Raw genomic sequence first — 16,902 nt, forward strand, 5'->3', positions numbered from 1 at the left:
TCGGCTGACGGGCGGCGGATTTTTAAAAATCCGGGCTTCGGCTCCCGCTTCGGCTCTTGAGCGACCGGGAAGGGGACGGTCGGGGAGAGGGAAAGCGGGGGTTTTTAAAAATCGGCAGGCTATTCAAACATCGGATGCCGGCCTCCCCCCGCCCTCTCCCGCCGAAGCGGGGAGGGTCGGGGAGGAGACGGAGACTGTTACTCCGCCGCCAGCCTCTCCACGACGCCGATGGCGCCGCTGTCGCGGATGTCGACGATCTCACGCTCGTTGAAACCCAGGACGTCGCGCAGGATTTCGTCGGTGTGCTCGCCCAGCAGGGGGGAGCGGGTGACTTCCGTCGGGCTGTCCGACAGCTTGATCGGGTTGCCGACCGTCAGGTAGCTGCCGCGGGTCGGATGCTCCACCTCGACCAGCGTGCCGGTCTCGTAGAGCGACTTGTCCTCGGCGATTTCCTTCATCGACAGGATCGGGCCGCAGGGAATGTCGTATTTGTTGAGAAGGTCCATGACCTCGAACTTGGTCAGGGTCTTGGTCCACTCCTCGACGGTGCCGAAGATCTGCATCAGACGCGGCAGGCGGGCCACCGGGGTGGCGTAGTCGGGATCGGTGATCCACTCTTCCTTGCCGATGACCTTGCAGATCGACTTCCAGACGGGAGCCTGGGCGATGAAGTAGATGTAGGCGTTGGGATCGGTCTCCCAGCCCTTGCACTTCAGGATCCAGCCCGGCTGGCCGCCGCCCGACGCGTTGCCGGCACGCGGCACCGTGTCGCCGAACTCGCCGTTCGGGTATTGCGGGTATTCCTTCATCGGACCGTTGGCCAGACGTTGCTGGTCGCGCAGCTTGACGCGGCACAGGTTCAGCACGGCGTCCTGCATGGCGGCCAGCACCTTCTGGCCGCGGCCGGTCTCCCGGCGCTGGTAGAGCGCGGTGACGATGCCGAGCGCCAGATGCAGGCCGGTGCCGCTGTCGCCGATCTGGGCGCCGGTGACCATGGGCGGGCCGTCGTCGAAACCGGTGGTCGAGGCCGCACCGCCCGCACATTGGGCGACGTTCTCGTACACCTTGCAGTTCTCGAACGGCCCGGGCCCGAAGCCCTTCACCGACGCGACGATCATCGCGGGGTTCAGTTCCTGGATACGCTCCCAGGTGAACCCCATGCGATCGAGCACGCCGGGGGCGAAGTTTTCGACCATCACGTCGCAGGTCTTGATCAGCGCCTCCAGCACCTCCTTGCCCTTGGGCGTCTTGGTGTCGAGGGTGATGGACCGCTTGTTGTGGTTCAGCATGGTGAAATACAGGCTGTCGGCGTCCGGCAGGTCGCGCAGCTGGCTGCGGGTGATGTCACCCTCGCCCGGCCGTTCGACCTTGATGACGTCGGCGCCGAACCAGGCGAGCAACTGGGTGCAGGTCGGTCCCGACTGAACATGTGTGAAGTCGAGAATCCGCACGCCCTGAAGTGCCTTGCCCATGTATTTCTCCCCCTGCTTCTTAAGTCGTGTCGGTCGGCGTTTGTTTTAGGACGGCATCTTGCGGACCGAGCTGGTCGGATTGAGGCTGCCGATGTTGCCGCTTTCGGTGCCGGCGGCCGGGTCGATGACGGCGTTGATCAGGGTCGGACGGCCGCTGTCCATCGCCTCGTTGACCGCGCGGTACAGCTCGTCCGGGTTGGTGACGTGGACGCCGACGCCGCCGAAGGCTTCCATCATCTTGTCGTAACGCGAGCCGGGGACGAAGACCATCGGCGACGGGTCGTTCCCGCCGGTCGGGTTGACGTCGGTCCCGCGATAGATGCCGTTGTTGTTGAAGATGACGATGCAGACCGGCAGGTTGTAGCGGCAGATCGTCTCCACCTCCATGCCGGAGAAGCCGAAGGCGCTGTCTCCCTCGACGGCCAGAACCGGCTTGCCGCTCTCCACCGCCGCGGCCACGGCGTAGCCCATGCCGACGCCCATCACGCCCCAGGTGCCGACGTCGAGGCGCTTGCGCGGCTCGTACATGTCGATGATGCCGCGGGCCAGATCGAGGGTGTTGGCGCCCTCGTTGACCAGCAGGGCGTCCGGACGCTCCTTGATGATGCGGCGCAGGGCGCCCAGCGCACCGTGGAAGTTCATCGGCGACGCGTTGCTCATCAGCTTCGGCGCCATCTTGGCGACGTTCTGCTCACGCTTGGCGGCGACGGTGGCCATCCAGTCGGTCGGCGGGGTCAGGCCGCCGTCGATGCCCTTCAGCATCACTTCCATGACCGACGCGATGTCGCCGACCAGCGGGGCATGGATTTCGACGTTGCTGTCCATCTCCCGCGGCTCGATGTCGACCTGGATGAACTTCTTGGAGCCGGGCTTGCCCCAGGTCTTGCCCTTGCCGTGCGACAGCAGCCAGTTCAGCCGCGCGCCGACCAGCATGACCACGTCGGCTTCCTGCAGAACCAGAGAGCGGGCGGCACCGGCCGACTGCGGATGGGTGTCGGGCAGCAGGCCCTTGGCCATGCTCATCTGCAGGAAGGGGATGCCGCTCTTCTCGACGAAGGAGCGGATCGTCTCATCGGCCTGGGCATAGGCGGCGCCCTTGCCGAAGATCACCAGCGGACGCTTGGCGCCCTTCAGCAGGTCGAGCGCGCGGTTGACCGCCTCGGCCGACGGATACTGCGCCGGGGTCGGATCGACCACCTTGACCAGCGACTTCGCACCTTCCGCGGCGTCCATCACCTGCGAGAACAGCTTGGCCGGCAGGTCGAGATAGACGCCGCCCGGACGGCCCGACACGGCGGCGCGGATGGCGCGCGCCACGCCGATGCCGATGTCCTGGGCGTGCAGGATGCGGAAGGCGGCCTTGCACAGCGGCTTGGCGATGGCCAGCTGGTCCATCTCCTCATAGTCGCCCTGCTGGAGATCGACGACCTCACGCTCCGACGAGCCGCTGATCAGGATCATCGGGAAGCAGTTGGTGGTGGCGTTCGCCAGCGCGGTCAGGCCGTTCAGGAAGCCCGGCGCCGACACCGTCATGCAGACGCCCGGCTTCTTCGTCATGAAACCGGCGATGGCGGCGGCGTTGCCGGCATTCTGTTCGTGGCGGAACGAGACGACGCGCATGCCCTCGGCCTGCGCCATGCGCAGCAGGTCGGAGATCGGAATGCCGGGGACGACGTACAGGTTGTTGATGTCGTTGAGCTTGAGCGCGTCGATGACGAGCTGGAAGCCGTCGGTCAGCGCCGGCGCGTCTTCGACAACAGATGCTTCCGTGGCCTGGTTCTTAGTGATCGTTGCAGCCGCAGTAGACATATGGGTGACTCCTCCCCGAGGCTCCAAAAAGGTTCAAAGTTGGTTAGTCGAGGAAGGCGCAATGCCGTTCCACGTACTGTGCGAGACCGAGCGTGTGTTCCCGGACGCGGCGTTCCGCGAGATCGGCATCGCGGGCGGCAAGCGCCTCGATGATGTCCCGATGCTCGTGGATGGACTGGTCGGCACGGTCGCCGAGGCCCATCGTCGCGCGGCGGATCGCACGCATATGGATGAAGAAGCGGTCGGTCAGGTCCGAGATCAGAGCGGAGCCCGAAGCCTGGACGATGCTTTGATGAAAGACGATGTTGGCGTCCGAATACTCGGCGACATGTTCCGCCAATTCGGCCTTCGTGTATTTGTCGAACGCGGCGTGCAGGAGTTCCAGCTTCTCCGTGGTGGCGTTTTCGACGAACAGGCGTGCCGCCATGCCTTCCAGGGCGGCACACACCGTGATCATCTCCACCAGTTCGGCCTTCGTCTTGCGCACCACGAAGATCCCGCGCCGCGGTTGGGAGCGGATGAACCCCTCCTGTTCCAGCAGCGCCATCGCCTCGCGCACCGGGGTGCGGCTGACACCCAACGCCTCGCACAGACGGCGTTCGTCCAACCTGATCTCGTTGCTCTGGCCATAGATGTTCATCTGCGTGATGGCCTGTCGCAGCGATTGGTAGGCCTTGGCCTTGAAGCTCATCCCCTGTTCGAGGGGTTCGACACTGAATCTTTCCCGGTTCATCACGTTTCCGACCCTTTGCGCGCCGACGCCATCGGCGCCGCTTGTTGTCGTGAGCGTTGTTCGTGCGAGCGTTCGGACGATCGCCCTGGCCCTTGGTACTGAGTGGCGCGTCGTTTTTGAATTATCGATACGGTATACCAGATGCCAGACACCCGCAAGGCCAATTGCGGGCACCTCGAACTATTTCTGCTGCCGACGGAGTTGCGGCCAGTTCTGTTCGATTTCTCTGGCTATTGCGCGGTAATCGCCCTAATTTGGCCCTTCAGGATCGCTCATAGCGAAGGAACCCGCGCATGGCCGAAACCCAGCAACTGGCCGGGGCCGCAGACAAGACACCCTCCGGCGCGGCGGAAGAGGCGTCGGATCCGAACTTCATGACCTCGCTGGCGCGCGGATTGTCGGTGATTCGCGCCTTCACCGAGCGCGAGCCGAACCTGACCATCGCCGACATCGCCAAGATCACTGGCCTGCCGCGGGCGGCGGCGCGGCGTTGCCTGCTGACGCTGATGCAGCTGGGCTATGCCGGGTCGGACGGCCGGACCTTCCATCTGAAGCCGAAGATCCTGGCGCTGGGCTATTCCTTCCTGTCGTCGGCTCCGCTGGCGACGATTCTCGACCCGCTGATCGAGCAGGTCAGCGGGGCGGTGCAGGAATCCTGCTCCGCCGCCGTCCTGGACGAGGACGACGTGGTCTATATCGCCCGTGCGGCGACCAAGCGGATCATGTCGGTCGGGCTGAATGTCGGCAGCCGCCTGCCGGCCTACTGCACCTCGATGGGGCGGGTCCTGCTGGCGGCGCTGCCGGAGGCGGAGCTGGACGCCTATCTGGCGCGGGTGCCGCTGAAGCCCTTCACCGAACGGACCATCACCGCGCCCGACGCGCTGAAGCGCGAGCTGGAACGGGTGCGCGACCGCGGCTTCTCGCTGGTCGACCAGGAGCTGGAGCTGGGGCTGCGCTCCATCGCCGTGCCGATCAGCACCGCCGCCGGCGGGGTGGTGGCGGCGATGAACATCAGCGCCCAGGCCGCCCGCGTCACCTGCCCGGAGATGGAGGTGCAGTTCCTGCCCCACCTGCACCGCGCGTCGGAGGAGGCGCGCGTGCTTCTGGTGCGCTCGCGCGGGGTGTGAGGCCGGCTGTCCGGACCGGCCCGCCCGTCACTCCGCCACGTCATTGCGCCCCGTTATTGCGCTTTGATCAGCATCTCTTGCAGATTGCGGTTGATCGCCTCGACGCCGTTCCGGGCTTCCCGCATGTTCGACACGACGCCGTCGCTGAGCGACATCTGTTCCTCGGCACCGGCGGCAACCCCATGGACGGTCGATTTCACGCTGTCGACCGACCGGGCGATGCCGCCCAGCGCCTCCACGACCTGACGGACGACCTCCTGCATGGCGACGATCTCGACGCCGATCCGCTCGGTGGCGCCGGAGGTCTGTTCGGCCAGCGACTTGACCTCGGTCGCCACGACCGCGAAGCCGCGGCCGGCCTCGCCCGCCCGCGCCGCCTCGATGGTGGCGTTCAGCGACAGCAGTTTGATCTGCGAAGCGATGGCGTCGATGAATTTGGCGACGCCGTCCATCGCCGCCGCGGCCTCGTTCAGCCGGCCGGTGGCGCTGTCAGCGGCGGAGGTCCGGCGGTCGATCTCGTCCACCACCTTGCGCGATGCCAGGATGTCGGTTGAGATTTGGGTCGCGGACCCGCACATCCGTTCGACGGCGTCGCCGACGTCGGCCACCTTCTGGACGGTCTGCTTGGAAAACTCGATGGCTTCCAGACGCGACAGGATCATATCGGTAACGTTGGTGGCGAACTTCACCACCTTCAGCACCTCTCCCGCATCGGACAGGACGGGATTGTAACTGGCGTTGATCCAGATGTCGGACCCGTTCCTGGCCCGGCGGCGGTAGAGCGAAGTGTGGAATTTCCCGCTGCGCAGGATGTCCCAGAACTGGCTGTATTCGGCGCTGGCCTGCTGTTCCGGCGATACGAACAGGCGATGATTCTGCCCGACCACCTCGTCCAGCCGGTATCCCATCGCCTTCAGGAAATTGTCGTTGGCGTCGAGAATCGTGCCGTCAGGCTTGAAATGGATCACCGCCTGCGACCGGTTGATCGCTTCGATCTGGGCACGGAAGTCGGCGTTGCGAACCCGCTGCTCGGTCACGTCGGTGGCGAACTTCACGATCTTCCACGGCTTTCCGGTCGGGTCGAGGATCGGCGTATAGGTCGCCTGGATCCAGACCTGCGCGCCGCTCTTGGTCAGGCGCCGGAATTCGCCGCTTTGATGCTCGCCCCGGCCAAGCTTCTCCCAGAACGCGCTGTAGGCCGGATCGGAGACATCCACGCCATCGAGGAATACCTTGTGATGCTGCCCCCGCACCTCCTCCGGCCGGTAGCCCATCAAATCGAGGAAGCGCCGGTTGGCTGTCAGGATGGTGCCGTCCAGCGCGAACTCGATCACCGCCTGCGACCGGTCGATGGCGGCGAGCTTGCCGTTGGCATCGGCCTCCTTCAGCTTTGCCTCGGTGATATCGGTGGCGAATTTCACCACGCCGACCGGCCGGCTGCCGGCGCCGAGGATAGGGTTGTAGGTGGCGCGCAGCCAGATTTCCCGGCCCGACTTGGTGACCCGCCGGAACACGGCCGATTGGAAGCGGCCCGCCCGCAGTTCGCCCCAGAAATCGCAGTAGCCCGTGCTCTTCGCATAGTCGGGATCGACGAACATGCTGTGCGGACGCCCCTTCACCTCCTCCAGGCTATAGCCCATCGCCTCCAGGAAATTCCTGTTCGCATCCACCACCGTGCTGTCCATTGCGAATTCGATGACGGCCTGTGACCGGTCGAGAGCCTCCAGCTTGGCCCGCTCGCAGCTTACACCCTTGGTGAACAGAAACATGGAGTCCTCCCTTCCTCGCGCCGCGCCGGACGGATGCGGAAGGGCCATGGCTTCCCATTTTACCGCTTCATTCCCGATGCGAGCCACGAATGGGATCGTCTTCGGAAACAAAGTATCCCAGCGGCACGGCCTCTGCATACGACAGCGCCATGCAGGATAGGCAAAGCATCCAAGTCAGTCAGTCGGGATTATCCCTAGGATTTGGCACAGCCGATCATAGGATCGTCTCTGGAGATATTCCCAGCAGTGCCGACTTGATCTTCGGCACCATATGGTCGGCAAAAGCCCGCACCTTGGCTGGAACCAGCGCGCGATGGGGATAGAGCACGGCCAACGTCACCGGCTCCGGCGGAAAATCGGGCAGGACCGGCACCAGGGCGCCGCTGGCCAGATGCTCCGCCACCTCCCACAGCGGCTTCATGGCGATCCCCCGCCCGTCGAGCGCCCAGCCGGTCAGCACATCACCGTCGTCGGCATCGAAGCGGCCCGACACCGGCAGCTTCACCGGCTCGCCGCCCTCCAGCACGCTCCATTGATATTGCTGGGTGCCGGGAAAGCGCAGAAGCAGGCAGTTGTGGCCGGACAGGTCCGCCGGCCTTTCCGGCCGTCCGCGCTCCGACAGGTAGGAGGGGGCGGCCACCAGCACGCGGCGCACGTCGGCGATCTTGCGCACGACGAAGCTGGAGTCCTTCAGCGCCGCCATGCGCACCGCCACGTCGACCGCCTCGCGCAGCAGGTCGAGCAGATGGTCGGACAGGCGCAGCCGCACCTCCACCAGCGGGTGGGCGGCGCAGAAGTCCGGCACCAGCGGCGCCAGGATGCGACGGCCGAAGCCCAAGGGCGCCGTCACCCGCACGCTGCCCGACGGTACGCCGGACCCGGCGGCGATGCTGCTGTGCGCCCGCTCCACCGCTTCCAGAACCTCCAGGCAGCTCTGGTAGAAATCCATGCCGGTTTCGGTCGCCTGCAACTGCCGCGTCGTGCGGTTCAGCAGCCGGACGCCGAGATGGGTTTCCAGCTGCTGGATGCGGTGGCTGACCATCGCCGGCGACATGCGCAGGTTCCGCCCGGCGGCCGACAGGCTGCCCAGTTCGACGACGCGGACGAAGATGCGCATGTTCTCAAGCAACGCCATGCTCGCGCGGACTCCCTGGCAGACGATTGGGTCGGACCGGTGGGTTTACGGATCGGGACGGACGCTAGCACGCCTCACCCGCCGCTGGGAATTTGCCACTCCCGTTCGGAGCGTTGCAGTGCAAAAACCCATCCGTCCGGCGATCCAGGCGGAGATATGTACGGATGCCCGTCCGGCCGGCCGTCCCGCAGCGGCCTATCTTCAACGGAAGGTCGCGCGCCTTGCGGCCTTTGACAACGCAAGCGATCAGTCGGGAGGGCAGCATGTTCGAGGGCGATCAGTCCGGCAAATACGGCGGCGGGCGTGGCGATGGTCATGGACACGACCATGGACACGGGCACCATGGCGGTCATGGCAACGGCTGGGGACACGGCCATCATGGAGGTGGAGGCGGGAATGGTGACGGCGGCGACGCCTATGAGGGCCTGTATGTCGTCGATGTCCAGGGCACCATCGACCAACCTTTCCCGTTCCTGGATGAAGACGTGCAGACCGGCGATCCATTCCGGATCACCATCGCCATGAATTTCGACGACCCGGTGACCGGCACGGACGGCACCACCTACCGCCGCTATTTTAACGACCAGCCCAACCAGTTCCTGCTGTCCGCCCGGGTCGGCGACACGGAGATCGAGCATGTCGTCCAGGCCAGCGTCCTGCCCAACGACGGAACGACGCTGGTGGTGGGTGACGGTACCCTCTATCGCGAGTTCGTGAACGACCCGGAACCGCCGCGCACACCGGAGGATTTCCTCGCCGTCATCGCCCCGGGCACCTCGACCGACCCGGCGAACGGACAGGAGGTGTGGCTGCGGGCGCAGATCTATCTGAATGACCCAGCCGGCACGCTGGTCGACAGCTTGAACCTGGAGGATGAAGCGACCTTCATCCCGGTGGAAGGCGGACAGGCAGTGGCCCTTTTCGGCCGCTTCCGTGAAGGGCCGGTGAATTTCGACGCCGACATCTCCGCCATTCCAACATCGGTAACGTTGAACGGCATTGACCCGGCGGCGGTCTTTTCGGCGGAAAGCCTGGCGGCGATCGGCTACCCGCTCGACACCGGTGTCGGCAGCGGGTCCGGCTGCTTCGCCATCGCTTGAGCGGTGGGGCTTGAGCGGGCGGACCATGAAAATGCGAAAGGCGCGCCGCCGGGCGCGCCTTCCGTTCGAGAGGACCGGTCGGTCAGACCAGAACGGTTTCGCTCTCGTCCACAGGCAGGTCCAGCGTCTCCTCGAACTCGGTGACGCTGTCGATGTCGGCACCCATGGAGATGTTGGTCACCCGCTCCAGCACCAGCTCGACGACGACCGGCACCTGATACTGGTCCATCCAGGCCTGGGCCTGGGTGAAGGCCTCCTGGATGCGGTCGGGTTCGGTGACGCGGATCGCCTTGCAGCCAAGCCCTTCGGCCACCGCGACATGGTCGACGCCATAGACGCCGATCTCCGGCGCGTTGATGTTCTCGAAGGACAGCTGCACCTGGAAGTCCATCTGGAAGGCGCGCTGCGCCTGCCGGATCAGGCCGAGATAGGCGTTGTTCACCAGCACATGGATGTAGGGCAGCTTGTGCTGGGCGCCGACCGCCAGCTCCTCGATCATGAACTGGAAGTCGTAGTCGCCGGACAGCGCGACGATGCGCCGCTTCGGATCGGCCACCCGGACGCCGAGCGCCGCCGGCAGGGTCCAGCCCAGCGGGCCGGCCTGGCCGCAGTTGATCCAGTGGCGCGGCTTGTAGACGTGCAGGAACTGCGCGCCGGCGATCTGCGACAGGCCGATGGTGGTGACGTAGGTGGTGTCCTGGCCGAAGGCGCTGTTCATCTCCTGATAGACGCGCTGCGGCTTCATCGGCACCTGATCGAAGTCGCTGCGGCGGTGCATCGACCGCTTGCGGCCCTGGCAGTCCTTGACCCAGCCGCCGAGATCCTTGAAGCGCCCCTCGGCCTTCCACTCCTTGGCGACCTCGATGAACAGGTCGAGCGCGGCGCCGGCATCCGACACGATGCCGAGGTCGGGCATGAAGACGCGGCCGATCTGGGTCGGCTCGATGTCGACATGCACGAACTTGCGGCCCTTGGTGTAGACCTCGACCGAGCCGGTGTGGCGGTTGGCCCAGCGGTTGCCGATGCCCAGCACGAAGTCGGACTTCAGCATCGTCGCGTTGCCGTAGCGGTGGGCGGTCTGCAAGCCCACCATGCCGGCCATCAGCGGATGGTCGTCGGCGATGGTGCCCCAGCCCATCAGCGTCGGGATCACCGGCACGCCGAGCAGCTCGGCGAACTCCACCAGCTTGTCGGAGGCGTCGGCGTTGACGATGCCGCCGCCGGCCACGACCAGCGGACGTTCCGCCGCCGCGAACATCGCCAGCGCCTTCTCGACCTGGGCACGGGTGGCCGCGGGCTTGTAGACCGCCAGCGGCTCGTAGGTCTCGTCGTCGAATTCGATCTCCGCCATCTGGACGTCGATGGGCAGGTCGATCAGCACCGGGCCGGGACGGCCGCTGCGCATCAGGTGGAAGGCCTGCTGGAAGACGTAGGGCACCTGCGCCGGCTCCAGCACGGTCACTGCCCATTTGGCCACCGGCTTGGCGATGTCGGCGATGTTGATCGCCTGGAAATCCTCCTTGTGCAGGCGGGCACGCGGCGCCTGTCCGGTGATGCACAGGATCGGGATCGAGTCCGCAATCGCCGAATAGAGGCCGGTGATCATATCGGTGCCGGCCGGGCCGGAGGTGCCGATGCACACGCCGATGTTGCCGGCATTGGCCCGCGTGTAGCCTTCGGCCATGTGCGAGGCGCCCTCGACATGGCGGGCCAGCACATGGCGCATCGTGCCGCGCCGCTGCATCGCCGCATAGAAGGGGTTGATCGCGGCGCCCGGGACGCCGAAGCAGACGTCGATGCCCTCCCGCTCCAGCACCCGCACCGCCGCTTCCGCCGCCGTCATTCTCGCCATCGCTCGACTCCTCACCAAACGCGATTGTTGCTGAAGACAGCTAAGCGCGCGGATGGTGGGTACGGCAAATCAACGGGTTGCCTTTTCCACAGGCTGGAAAGCGGTGCCGAATGGGGAGGAGCCTCAGCTGCCGCGATACGTCGAATAGGCCCAAGGCGAAACCAGCAGCGGCACATGGTAATGCTGGGACGCGTCCTTGATGCCGAAGCGCAGCGGCACCTCGTCGATGAAGTCCGGGCCATCCCCCAAGATCACGCCGACACGGCGGAAATAGTCGCCGGCCAGGAACAGCAGTTCATAGCGGCCGGTCTTGAAGTCCTCGCCCTGGAGCGCCGGGGCGTCGAGCCGGCCGTCGGCATTCGTTGTGAACTCGCCGAGAACGGCGCCGGTGTCGAGCGAGGTCAGGCGGATGCGCATGCCCGGCGCCGGACGGCCGGCGGCGATGTCGAGGACGTGGGTGGTCAGGCGGCCCATGGGTGCGGTCTCCGCGACGGTGCGAGTTCGGACCCACAGCTTAAGCGCATCCGCCCTGCCCTGCCCACCCGTCCAGATCCGGAAACTGTCTTCGGCCGCCGGAAGACAATCGGCCGGTTGAACCCCCTGCCGCCAATGGCTTAGCGTAGGTTCCGCTTCGACCGCAGCGCGAAAAGGGCGAGACGACGATGACCGGCACCGCTTATCCCCGCGACATGATCGGCTATGGCGCCACCCCGCCGCAGGCCAACTGGCCGGGCGGCGCCCGGGTGGCGGTGCAGTTCGTCATCAATTACGAGGAGGGCGGCGAGAACTGCGTCCTTCACGGGGACGCCGCATCGGAGGCCTTCCTGTCGGAGATCGTCGGCGCGCAGCCGATCCCCGGCGCCCGCCACATGAACATGGAGTCGATCTACGAATACGGCTCCCGCGCCGGCTTCTGGCGGCTGCACCGCCTGTTCACCGAGCGCAACCTGCCGGTCACCGTCTATGGCGTCGCCATGGCGCTGGAGCGCAATCCGGAGGTGGTCGCCGCCATGAAGGCCGCCGGCTGGGAGATCGCCACCCATGGCTGGCGCTGGATCGACTACCAGCATCTGCCGGCGGAGGTGGAGCGCGAGCACATGCTGCGCGCCATCGAGGTCCACACCCGCGTGACCGGCTCCCGGCCGCTCGGCTGGTATCTCGGCCGGTGCAGCCCGAACACCTGGCGGCTGGTCGCCGAGGAGGGCGGCTTCCTCTACAACGCCGATTCCTACGCCGACGATCTGCCCTATTGGGACGACAGCCATGGCCGGCCGCAGCTGATCGTGCCCTACACGCTCGACGCCAACGACATGCGTTTCGCGACCAACCAGGGCTTCAACAGCGGCGACCAGTTCTTCGCCTACCTGAAGGACAGCTTCGACACCCTCTATGCCGAGGGCGAGACGGCGCCGAAGATGATGTCCATCGGCCTGCATTGCCGTCTGGTCGGGCGTCCCGGTCGCGCGGCGGCGCTGGCCCGTTTCCTCGACTATGTGCGCGGCCATGACAAGGCGTGGGTGGCGACGCGGCTCGACATCGCCCGCCACTGGATCGCCGAACACCCCTACACCGCGAAGTGAGAGCGCAGCAGATGCCCTACAGCCTGGACGACCTGAACCGGATGGACCGCGCCGAATTCGTCGCGGCGCTGGGTGCCGTGTTCGAGGACAGCCCCTGGGTGGCCGACGCCGCCTGGGACAAGCGCCCCTTCGCCGATGCCACGGCCTTGCGCGCGGCGATGACCGGCATCGTCCGCGCGGCGGGGACGGAACGGCAGCGCGCCCTGATCCTGTCCCACCCCGACCTTGCCGACCGCGCCAGCCGCCCGGCCAACCTGACCGCCTTCTCGCAGACCGAACAGGCCAGGGCCGGCCTGAACGAACTGACCGAGGCGGAGGCCCAGGAGCAGCGCGACCTGAACCGCGCCTACCGCGAGCGCTTCGGCTTCCCCTTCATCATGGCGGTGCGCTTCAGCAGCAAGCAGGAGATCCTGGCGGCGATGCGCGAGCGCGTGGCGAACGAGCCGGAGGTGGAGTTCGGCCGGGCGTTGGAGGAGATCTACAAGATCGCCGGCTTCCGGCTGGACGATCTGGTGAAGTGACACCCCCTCTCCGCCCCCGGGGAGAGGGATTCTCCAAAAACGAAAAAAGCGCGCCGCCCCAGCCGGAGCGGCGCGCTTTCTTTTAACAGCAGTCGTTACGCTTCCATCGCCTTGACGACCTCTTCGGTGACCTTCTTGGCATCACCGAACAGCATCATGGTGTTGGGGCGGAAGAACAGCTCGTTCTCGACACCGGCGTAACCGGCGGCCATGCCGCGCTTGATGAAGAACACCGTCTTGGCTTTCTCCACATCGAGGATCGGCATGCCGTAGATGGCGCTCGTCGGGTCGGTCTTGGCCGCCGGGTTGGTCACGTCGTTGGCGCCGATGACGAAGGCGACATCCACCGTACCGAAGTCGCGGTTGATGTCCTCCAGTTCGAACACCTCGTCGTAGGGTACGTTGGCCTCGGCCAGCAGCACGTTCATGTGACCGGGCATGCGGCCCGCCACCGGGTGGATGGCGTACTTCACATCCACGCCCTCATGCTTCAGGCTGTCGGCCATCTCACGCAGAGCATGCTGGGCCTGGGCCACCGCCATGCCGTAGCCCGGCACCACGATCACCGACTGGGCGTTCTTCATGATGTAGGCGGCGTCCTCGGCCGAGCCGGCCTTGACCGAACCCTGCGGACCCTTGGCAGGGCCGCCGGCCGCGGCACTCTCGCCGCCAAAGCCGCCGAGGATGACGTTGAAGATCGAGCGGTTCATGCCCTTGCACATGATGTAGGACAGGATGGCGCCCGAGGAGCCCACCAGCGCGCCGGTGATGATCAGCAGGTTGTTCTGAAGCGTGAAGCCGATGCCGCAGGCCGCCCAGCCGGAGTAGCTGTTCAGCATCGAGATGACCACCGGCATGTCGGCGCCACCGATCGGCAGGATCAGCAGGAAGCCCAGCGCCAGCGCCACGACGACGATCAGCCACATCGCGGCGTCGGCGTTCGACTGCACCAGCCAGATGATCAGGATGACGGTCAGCACGCCGAGCGCCGCGTTCAGCGGATGCTGCATCGGGAAGACCAGCGGCTTGCCGGTGACCAGACCCTGGAGCTTGGCGAAGGCGACGATGGAGCCGGTGAAGGTGATCGCACCGACCGCGGTGCCCAGCGCCATCTCGATCAGCGAGCCCTTGGCGATGGCGCCGCGGAGGCCGATGCCGTAGGCCTCCGGCGAATAGAAAGCGGCGAGCGCCACGAAGACGGCGGCCAGACCGACCAGCGAGTGGAAGGCGGCGACCAGCTGTGGCAGCGCCGTCATCTCGATCTTCTTGGCGACGACGTAGCCGATGGCACCGCCGATGGCGATGCCGAGCACGATCATCCAATAGGACTGGACGATGGGCGAGGCCAGCGTGGTCAGGATGGCGATGGTCATGCCGACCATGCCGTAGATGTTGCCCTGGCGCGAGGTCTCCGGGCTGGACAGCCCGCGCAGCGCCATGATGAAGCAGATGGAAGCAACGAGATAGAGAAGGGCCGACAAGGTTTCCATGGTCTTACTTGCCCTTCTTCTTGAACATGGAGAGCATGCGCTGGGTCACGAGGAAGCCGCCGAAGATATTGACGGATGCCAGGATGACGGCGAGGAAGCCGAGGACCTTGGAGAAGCCCCCATCGCCAAAGATTGGGCCGGCCGGGCCGGCGGCGACCAGCGCGCCGACGATGATGACCGACGACACGGCGTTGGTGACGGCCATCAGCGGCGAATGCAGGGCCGGGGTGACGCGCCAGACGACGTAATAGCCGACGAAGCAGGCCAGCACGAGCACCGTCAAACCGGTGACGAAGAAGCTGCCGTGGCTGGCCGCCTCGGTCACCGGGACCGGCGACAGCTGCGCCACCTGCACGGCCAGCGCATCGACCTGATTGGTCAGGGCCGCCAGGGTCTGGCGGAACGCGGCGATGTTGCTTGCGGGATCCGGGTGTTCCATGGGATCCGCCTCCTCACGCGGGTTGCGCTTCGCGGGCGTCCGCGAAGGCAGGATGCACGATGGCGCCGTCGCGGGTCAGCGCGATGGCCTTGACGATCTCGTCGTCCCAGTTGACGACGATGCCCGTCTCCCCAGAGTCTTTTGGGCCGTGCAGCGACGTCAGCAGCGCCAGCAGGTTCTTGGCGTACAAGAGCGAGGCGCTCTCGGCGATGCGGCTGGCGTAGTTGGCATGGCCGACGATCTTCACGCCGTTGGCCGTGGTCACCACCTCGCCCAGCTTGGCGCCCTCGACGTTGCCGCCCTGCTCCACCGCCAGATCGATGATCACCGAGCCCGGCTTCATCGACGCCACATGCTCCGCCGTCACCAGGATCGGTGCCTTGCGGCCGGGGATCAGCGCGGTGGTGATGACCAGGTCCTGCTTCTTGATGTGCTCGGCGACCAAGGCGGCCTGCTGGCGCTTGTAGTCGTCCGACATCTCCTTGGCGTAGCCGCCGGCGGTCTCAGCCTGCTTGAACTCGTCGTTCTCCACCGCGACGAAGCTGCCACCCAGCGACTGCACCTGCTCCTTCACCGCCGGGCGCACATCGGTGGCCGAGACGATGGCGCCGAGGCGCTTGGCGGTGGCGATGGCCTGGAGGCCGGCGACGCCGACGCCCATGATGAAGGCGCGGGCCGGCGGCACGGTGCCGGCGGCGGTCATCATCATCGGGAAGGCGCGGCCGTATTCCGAGGCGGCATCGACGACGGCCTTGTAGCCGGCGAGGTTGGCCTGGGAGGACAGCACGTCCATGACCTGGGCGCGGGTGATGCGCGGCATGAACTCCATGGCGAAGGCGTTCACGCCGACATCGGCGTAGGCCTTCACATGGTCGCGGCTGTTGTAGGGATTGAGGATGGCGAACAGCAGCGTGCCCTTGGCCATCAGCGCCAGTTCGTCCTCACCGCCCTCGGAAGCGATCAGCGGCCTCTGCACCTTCAGGACGATGTCGGCATCGGCCAGCGCCGAAGCCTGGTCGGCGGCGATGGCGGCCCCCGCCGCCTCATAGGCTGCATCGGTGATGCTGGAACCGAGGCCGGCCCCGCTCTCCACCACCACGTCCAGACCGAGGGCTTTGAATTTCTTGACGGTTTCGGGAGACGCGGCGACGCGGCGCTCGCCCGGGCGGCGCTCCCTGGGTATCGCGATCTTCATGTCGTTTGCTTTCGAAGGCCGGCCTTGGCGGCGGGCAATAATCGGCCCACCCCTTGGTCAAGGCTCCCGGTCAGGGCCGGATCAGGGCGGGCAAGCGCCGAAGCGGCAACTCAGGTGGGGCAGTGGACATGCGCCGGCCCCACCCACACAGCACTCACTGGTTGGCAACGACCGGGAAGTCCCAGCCCTCGGCGGCCGTGGCGGCGGCTGTCGCAGCAGCCGTGGCAGCGGCCACCGGAACGCCATCGGCAGACAGCTCTTCCAACTGTCGGCGGATCAGGTCGCGGACGCTGACGACGCCGACCAGGGTGGAGCCTTCCAGGACCGGGACATGGCGGATGCCATGTTCGTCCATCAGGCTCAGCACATGACGCACGGAGTCCGACGGGCTGCAGCAATAGGGGTCGCGCGTCATCAGCGCCGAAACCGCCTGCTCCAGGATGGCGGGACCGCGGTCGACCAGGGCGCGGACGACATCGCGTTCGGAAATGACGCCGACCACCGTGTTGCCTTCGGTGCGGCAGACGTCCTTGACCACCAGCGCGCCGGTGTTCTCCGCCTTCATCAGGCGCAGCGCGGTGGAGACCGTTTCGTTGATGCGCACCATGCCGATGCGCGTGCCCTTCTTGCGGAGAATGTCCTCGACCTTCATGACGCTCCACCCCCCTTGAGGCGGCCGG

General features: G+C 66.2%; 15 protein-coding genes. 4 read left to right on the forward strand and 11 right to left on the reverse strand.

Features of this window, described 5'->3' with window-relative positions; translation table 11 throughout:
* Window positions 1-197 precede the first annotated feature (197 nt).
* Genes frc through ABNQ40_RS13610 form a run of 3 tightly spaced genes read right to left on the reverse strand, consistent with a single transcriptional unit; the run spans window position 198 to window position 4,014 of the window.
* Window positions 198-1,472, reverse strand: a complete 1,275-nt coding sequence (gene frc / locus ABNQ40_RS13600) for a formyl-CoA transferase (protein ID WP_391346871.1) — start codon at window positions 1,470-1,472, stop codon at window positions 198-200.
* 45 nt (window positions 1,473-1,517) lie between these two features.
* Window positions 1,518-3,281 carry an oxalyl-CoA decarboxylase gene (oxc, locus tag ABNQ40_RS13605; protein WP_391346873.1) on the reverse strand — a complete coding sequence of 588 codons (1,764 nt, stop codon included), beginning with the start codon at window positions 3,279-3,281 and terminating at the stop codon, window positions 1,518-1,520.
* A 43-nt stretch (window positions 3,282-3,324) separates the two neighbouring features.
* Window positions 3,325-4,014 carry a GntR family transcriptional regulator gene (locus ABNQ40_RS13610; RefSeq protein ID WP_085083968.1) on the reverse strand — a complete coding sequence of 230 codons (690 nt, stop codon included), beginning with the start codon at window positions 4,012-4,014 and terminating at the stop codon, window positions 3,325-3,327.
* Between the two features lie 293 nt (window positions 4,015-4,307).
* Between ABNQ40_RS13610 and ABNQ40_RS13615 the strand changes: the two genes are divergently transcribed.
* Entirely contained in the window at window positions 4,308-5,141 is an 834-nt protein-coding gene (locus ABNQ40_RS13615) for an IclR family transcriptional regulator (RefSeq protein ID WP_109048362.1), read from the forward strand.
* Window positions 5,142-5,194: 53 nt separating this feature from the next.
* Here ABNQ40_RS13615 and ABNQ40_RS13620 read toward each other — a convergent pair whose 3' ends face one another.
* Entirely contained in the window at window positions 5,195-6,910 is a 1,716-nt protein-coding gene (locus ABNQ40_RS13620) for a PAS domain-containing methyl-accepting chemotaxis protein (RefSeq protein ID WP_109048361.1), read from the reverse strand.
* Between the two features lie 214 nt (window positions 6,911-7,124).
* Window positions 7,125-8,045: a LysR family transcriptional regulator gene (locus ABNQ40_RS13625; protein ID WP_109048360.1), complete on the reverse strand. Its 921-nt coding sequence runs from the start codon at window positions 8,043-8,045 to the stop codon at window positions 7,125-7,127.
* Between the two features lie 263 nt (window positions 8,046-8,308).
* Between ABNQ40_RS13625 and ABNQ40_RS13630 the strand changes: the two genes are divergently transcribed.
* Window positions 8,309-9,145, forward strand: coding sequence for a hypothetical protein (locus ABNQ40_RS13630; RefSeq protein ID WP_199235245.1), 837 nt, complete (start codon window positions 8,309-8,311; stop codon window positions 9,143-9,145).
* A gap of 82 nt (window positions 9,146-9,227) precedes the next feature.
* On the opposite strand, the gene gcl is transcribed toward ABNQ40_RS13630, so the two are convergent.
* Entirely contained in the window at window positions 9,228-10,997 is a 1,770-nt protein-coding gene (gcl, locus tag ABNQ40_RS13635; protein WP_109048359.1) for a glyoxylate carboligase, read from the reverse strand.
* Between the two features lie 123 nt (window positions 10,998-11,120).
* Window positions 11,121-11,471 (reverse strand): hydroxyisourate hydrolase, encoded by a 351-nt coding sequence (gene uraH / locus ABNQ40_RS13640; RefSeq protein WP_109048358.1) that lies wholly within the window; start codon window positions 11,469-11,471, stop codon window positions 11,121-11,123.
* A gap of 188 nt (window positions 11,472-11,659) precedes the next feature.
* On the opposite strand from uraH, the gene puuE reads away from it, so the two are divergent.
* Window positions 11,660-12,577, forward strand: coding sequence for an allantoinase PuuE (gene puuE, locus ABNQ40_RS13645; RefSeq protein WP_109048357.1), 918 nt, complete (start codon window positions 11,660-11,662; stop codon window positions 12,575-12,577).
* 11 nt (window positions 12,578-12,588) lie between these two features.
* Entirely contained in the window at window positions 12,589-13,098 is a 510-nt protein-coding gene (gene uraD / locus ABNQ40_RS13650; protein WP_109048356.1) for a 2-oxo-4-hydroxy-4-carboxy-5-ureidoimidazoline decarboxylase, read from the forward strand.
* Window positions 13,099-13,193: 95 nt separating this feature from the next.
* Here uraD and ABNQ40_RS13655 read toward each other — a convergent pair whose 3' ends face one another.
* The 4 genes from ABNQ40_RS13655 to ABNQ40_RS13670 all read right to left on the reverse strand — a co-directional run bounded on the left by ABNQ40_RS13655 (window position 13,194) and on the right by ABNQ40_RS13670 (window position 16,874).
* Window positions 13,194-14,588, reverse strand: coding sequence for an NAD(P)(+) transhydrogenase (Re/Si-specific) subunit beta (locus ABNQ40_RS13655; protein WP_391346878.1), 1,395 nt, complete (start codon window positions 14,586-14,588; stop codon window positions 13,194-13,196).
* A 4-nt stretch (window positions 14,589-14,592) separates the two neighbouring features.
* On the reverse strand, window positions 14,593-15,027 hold the full coding sequence (locus tag ABNQ40_RS13660; RefSeq protein WP_391346880.1) for an NAD(P) transhydrogenase subunit alpha: 435 nt from the start codon (window positions 15,025-15,027) through the stop codon (window positions 14,593-14,595).
* Window positions 15,028-15,040: 13 nt separating this feature from the next.
* Window positions 15,041-16,222 carry a Re/Si-specific NAD(P)(+) transhydrogenase subunit alpha gene (locus ABNQ40_RS13665; RefSeq protein ID WP_391346883.1) on the reverse strand — a complete coding sequence of 394 codons (1,182 nt, stop codon included), beginning with the start codon at window positions 16,220-16,222 and terminating at the stop codon, window positions 15,041-15,043.
* Between the two features lie 154 nt (window positions 16,223-16,376).
* Window positions 16,377-16,874 carry a CBS domain-containing protein gene (locus tag ABNQ40_RS13670; RefSeq protein WP_109046923.1) on the reverse strand — a complete coding sequence of 166 codons (498 nt, stop codon included), beginning with the start codon at window positions 16,872-16,874 and terminating at the stop codon, window positions 16,377-16,379.
* Window positions 16,875-16,902: the final 28 nt, after the last annotated feature.

The sequence above is a fragment of the Azospirillum sp. A23 genome (assembly GCF_042938965.1).
Classification (GTDB): Bacteria; Pseudomonadota; Alphaproteobacteria; order Azospirillales; family Azospirillaceae; genus Azospirillum; species Azospirillum melinis.

Bases quoted from the DNA above. Each gene is read 5' to 3' on its own strand.
- oxc (WP_391346873.1), bottom strand. From the start codon at position 3,281: ATGTCTACTGCGGCTGCAACGATCACTAAGAACCAGGCCACGGAAGCA.
- ABNQ40_RS13665 (WP_391346883.1), bottom strand. From the start codon at position 16,222: ATGAAGATCGCGATACCCAGGGAGCGCCGCCCGGGCGAGCGCCGCGTC.
- ABNQ40_RS13615 (WP_109048362.1), top strand. From the start codon at position 4,308: ATGGCCGAAACCCAGCAACTGGCCGGGGCCGCAGACAAGACACCCTCC.
- puuE (WP_109048357.1), top strand. From the start codon at position 11,660: ATGACCGGCACCGCTTATCCCCGCGACATGATCGGCTATGGCGCCACC.
- gcl (WP_109048359.1), bottom strand. From the start codon at position 10,997: ATGGCGAGAATGACGGCGGCGGAAGCGGCGGTGCGGGTGCTGGAGCGG.
- ABNQ40_RS13610 (WP_085083968.1), bottom strand. From the start codon at position 4,014: ATGAACCGGGAAAGATTCAGTGTCGAACCCCTCGAACAGGGGATGAGC.
- ABNQ40_RS13625 (WP_109048360.1), bottom strand. From the start codon at position 8,045: ATGGCGTTGCTTGAGAACATGCGCATCTTCGTCCGCGTCGTCGAACTG.
- ABNQ40_RS13660 (WP_391346880.1), bottom strand. From the start codon at position 15,027: ATGGAACACCCGGATCCCGCAAGCAACATCGCCGCGTTCCGCCAGACC.
- ABNQ40_RS13655 (WP_391346878.1), bottom strand. From the start codon at position 14,588: ATGGAAACCTTGTCGGCCCTTCTCTATCTCGTTGCTTCCATCTGCTTC.
- ABNQ40_RS13670 (WP_109046923.1), bottom strand. From the start codon at position 16,874: ATGAAGGTCGAGGACATTCTCCGCAAGAAGGGCACGCGCATCGGCATG.
- uraH (WP_109048358.1), bottom strand. From the start codon at position 11,471: ATGGGCCGCCTGACCACCCACGTCCTCGACATCGCCGCCGGCCGTCCG.
- frc (WP_391346871.1), bottom strand. From the start codon at position 1,472: ATGGGCAAGGCACTTCAGGGCGTGCGGATTCTCGACTTCACACATGTT.
- ABNQ40_RS13630 (WP_199235245.1), top strand. From the start codon at position 8,309: ATGTTCGAGGGCGATCAGTCCGGCAAATACGGCGGCGGGCGTGGCGAT.
- ABNQ40_RS13620 (WP_109048361.1), bottom strand. From the start codon at position 6,910: ATGTTTCTGTTCACCAAGGGTGTAAGCTGCGAGCGGGCCAAGCTGGAG.
- uraD (WP_109048356.1), top strand. From the start codon at position 12,589: ATGCCCTACAGCCTGGACGACCTGAACCGGATGGACCGCGCCGAATTC.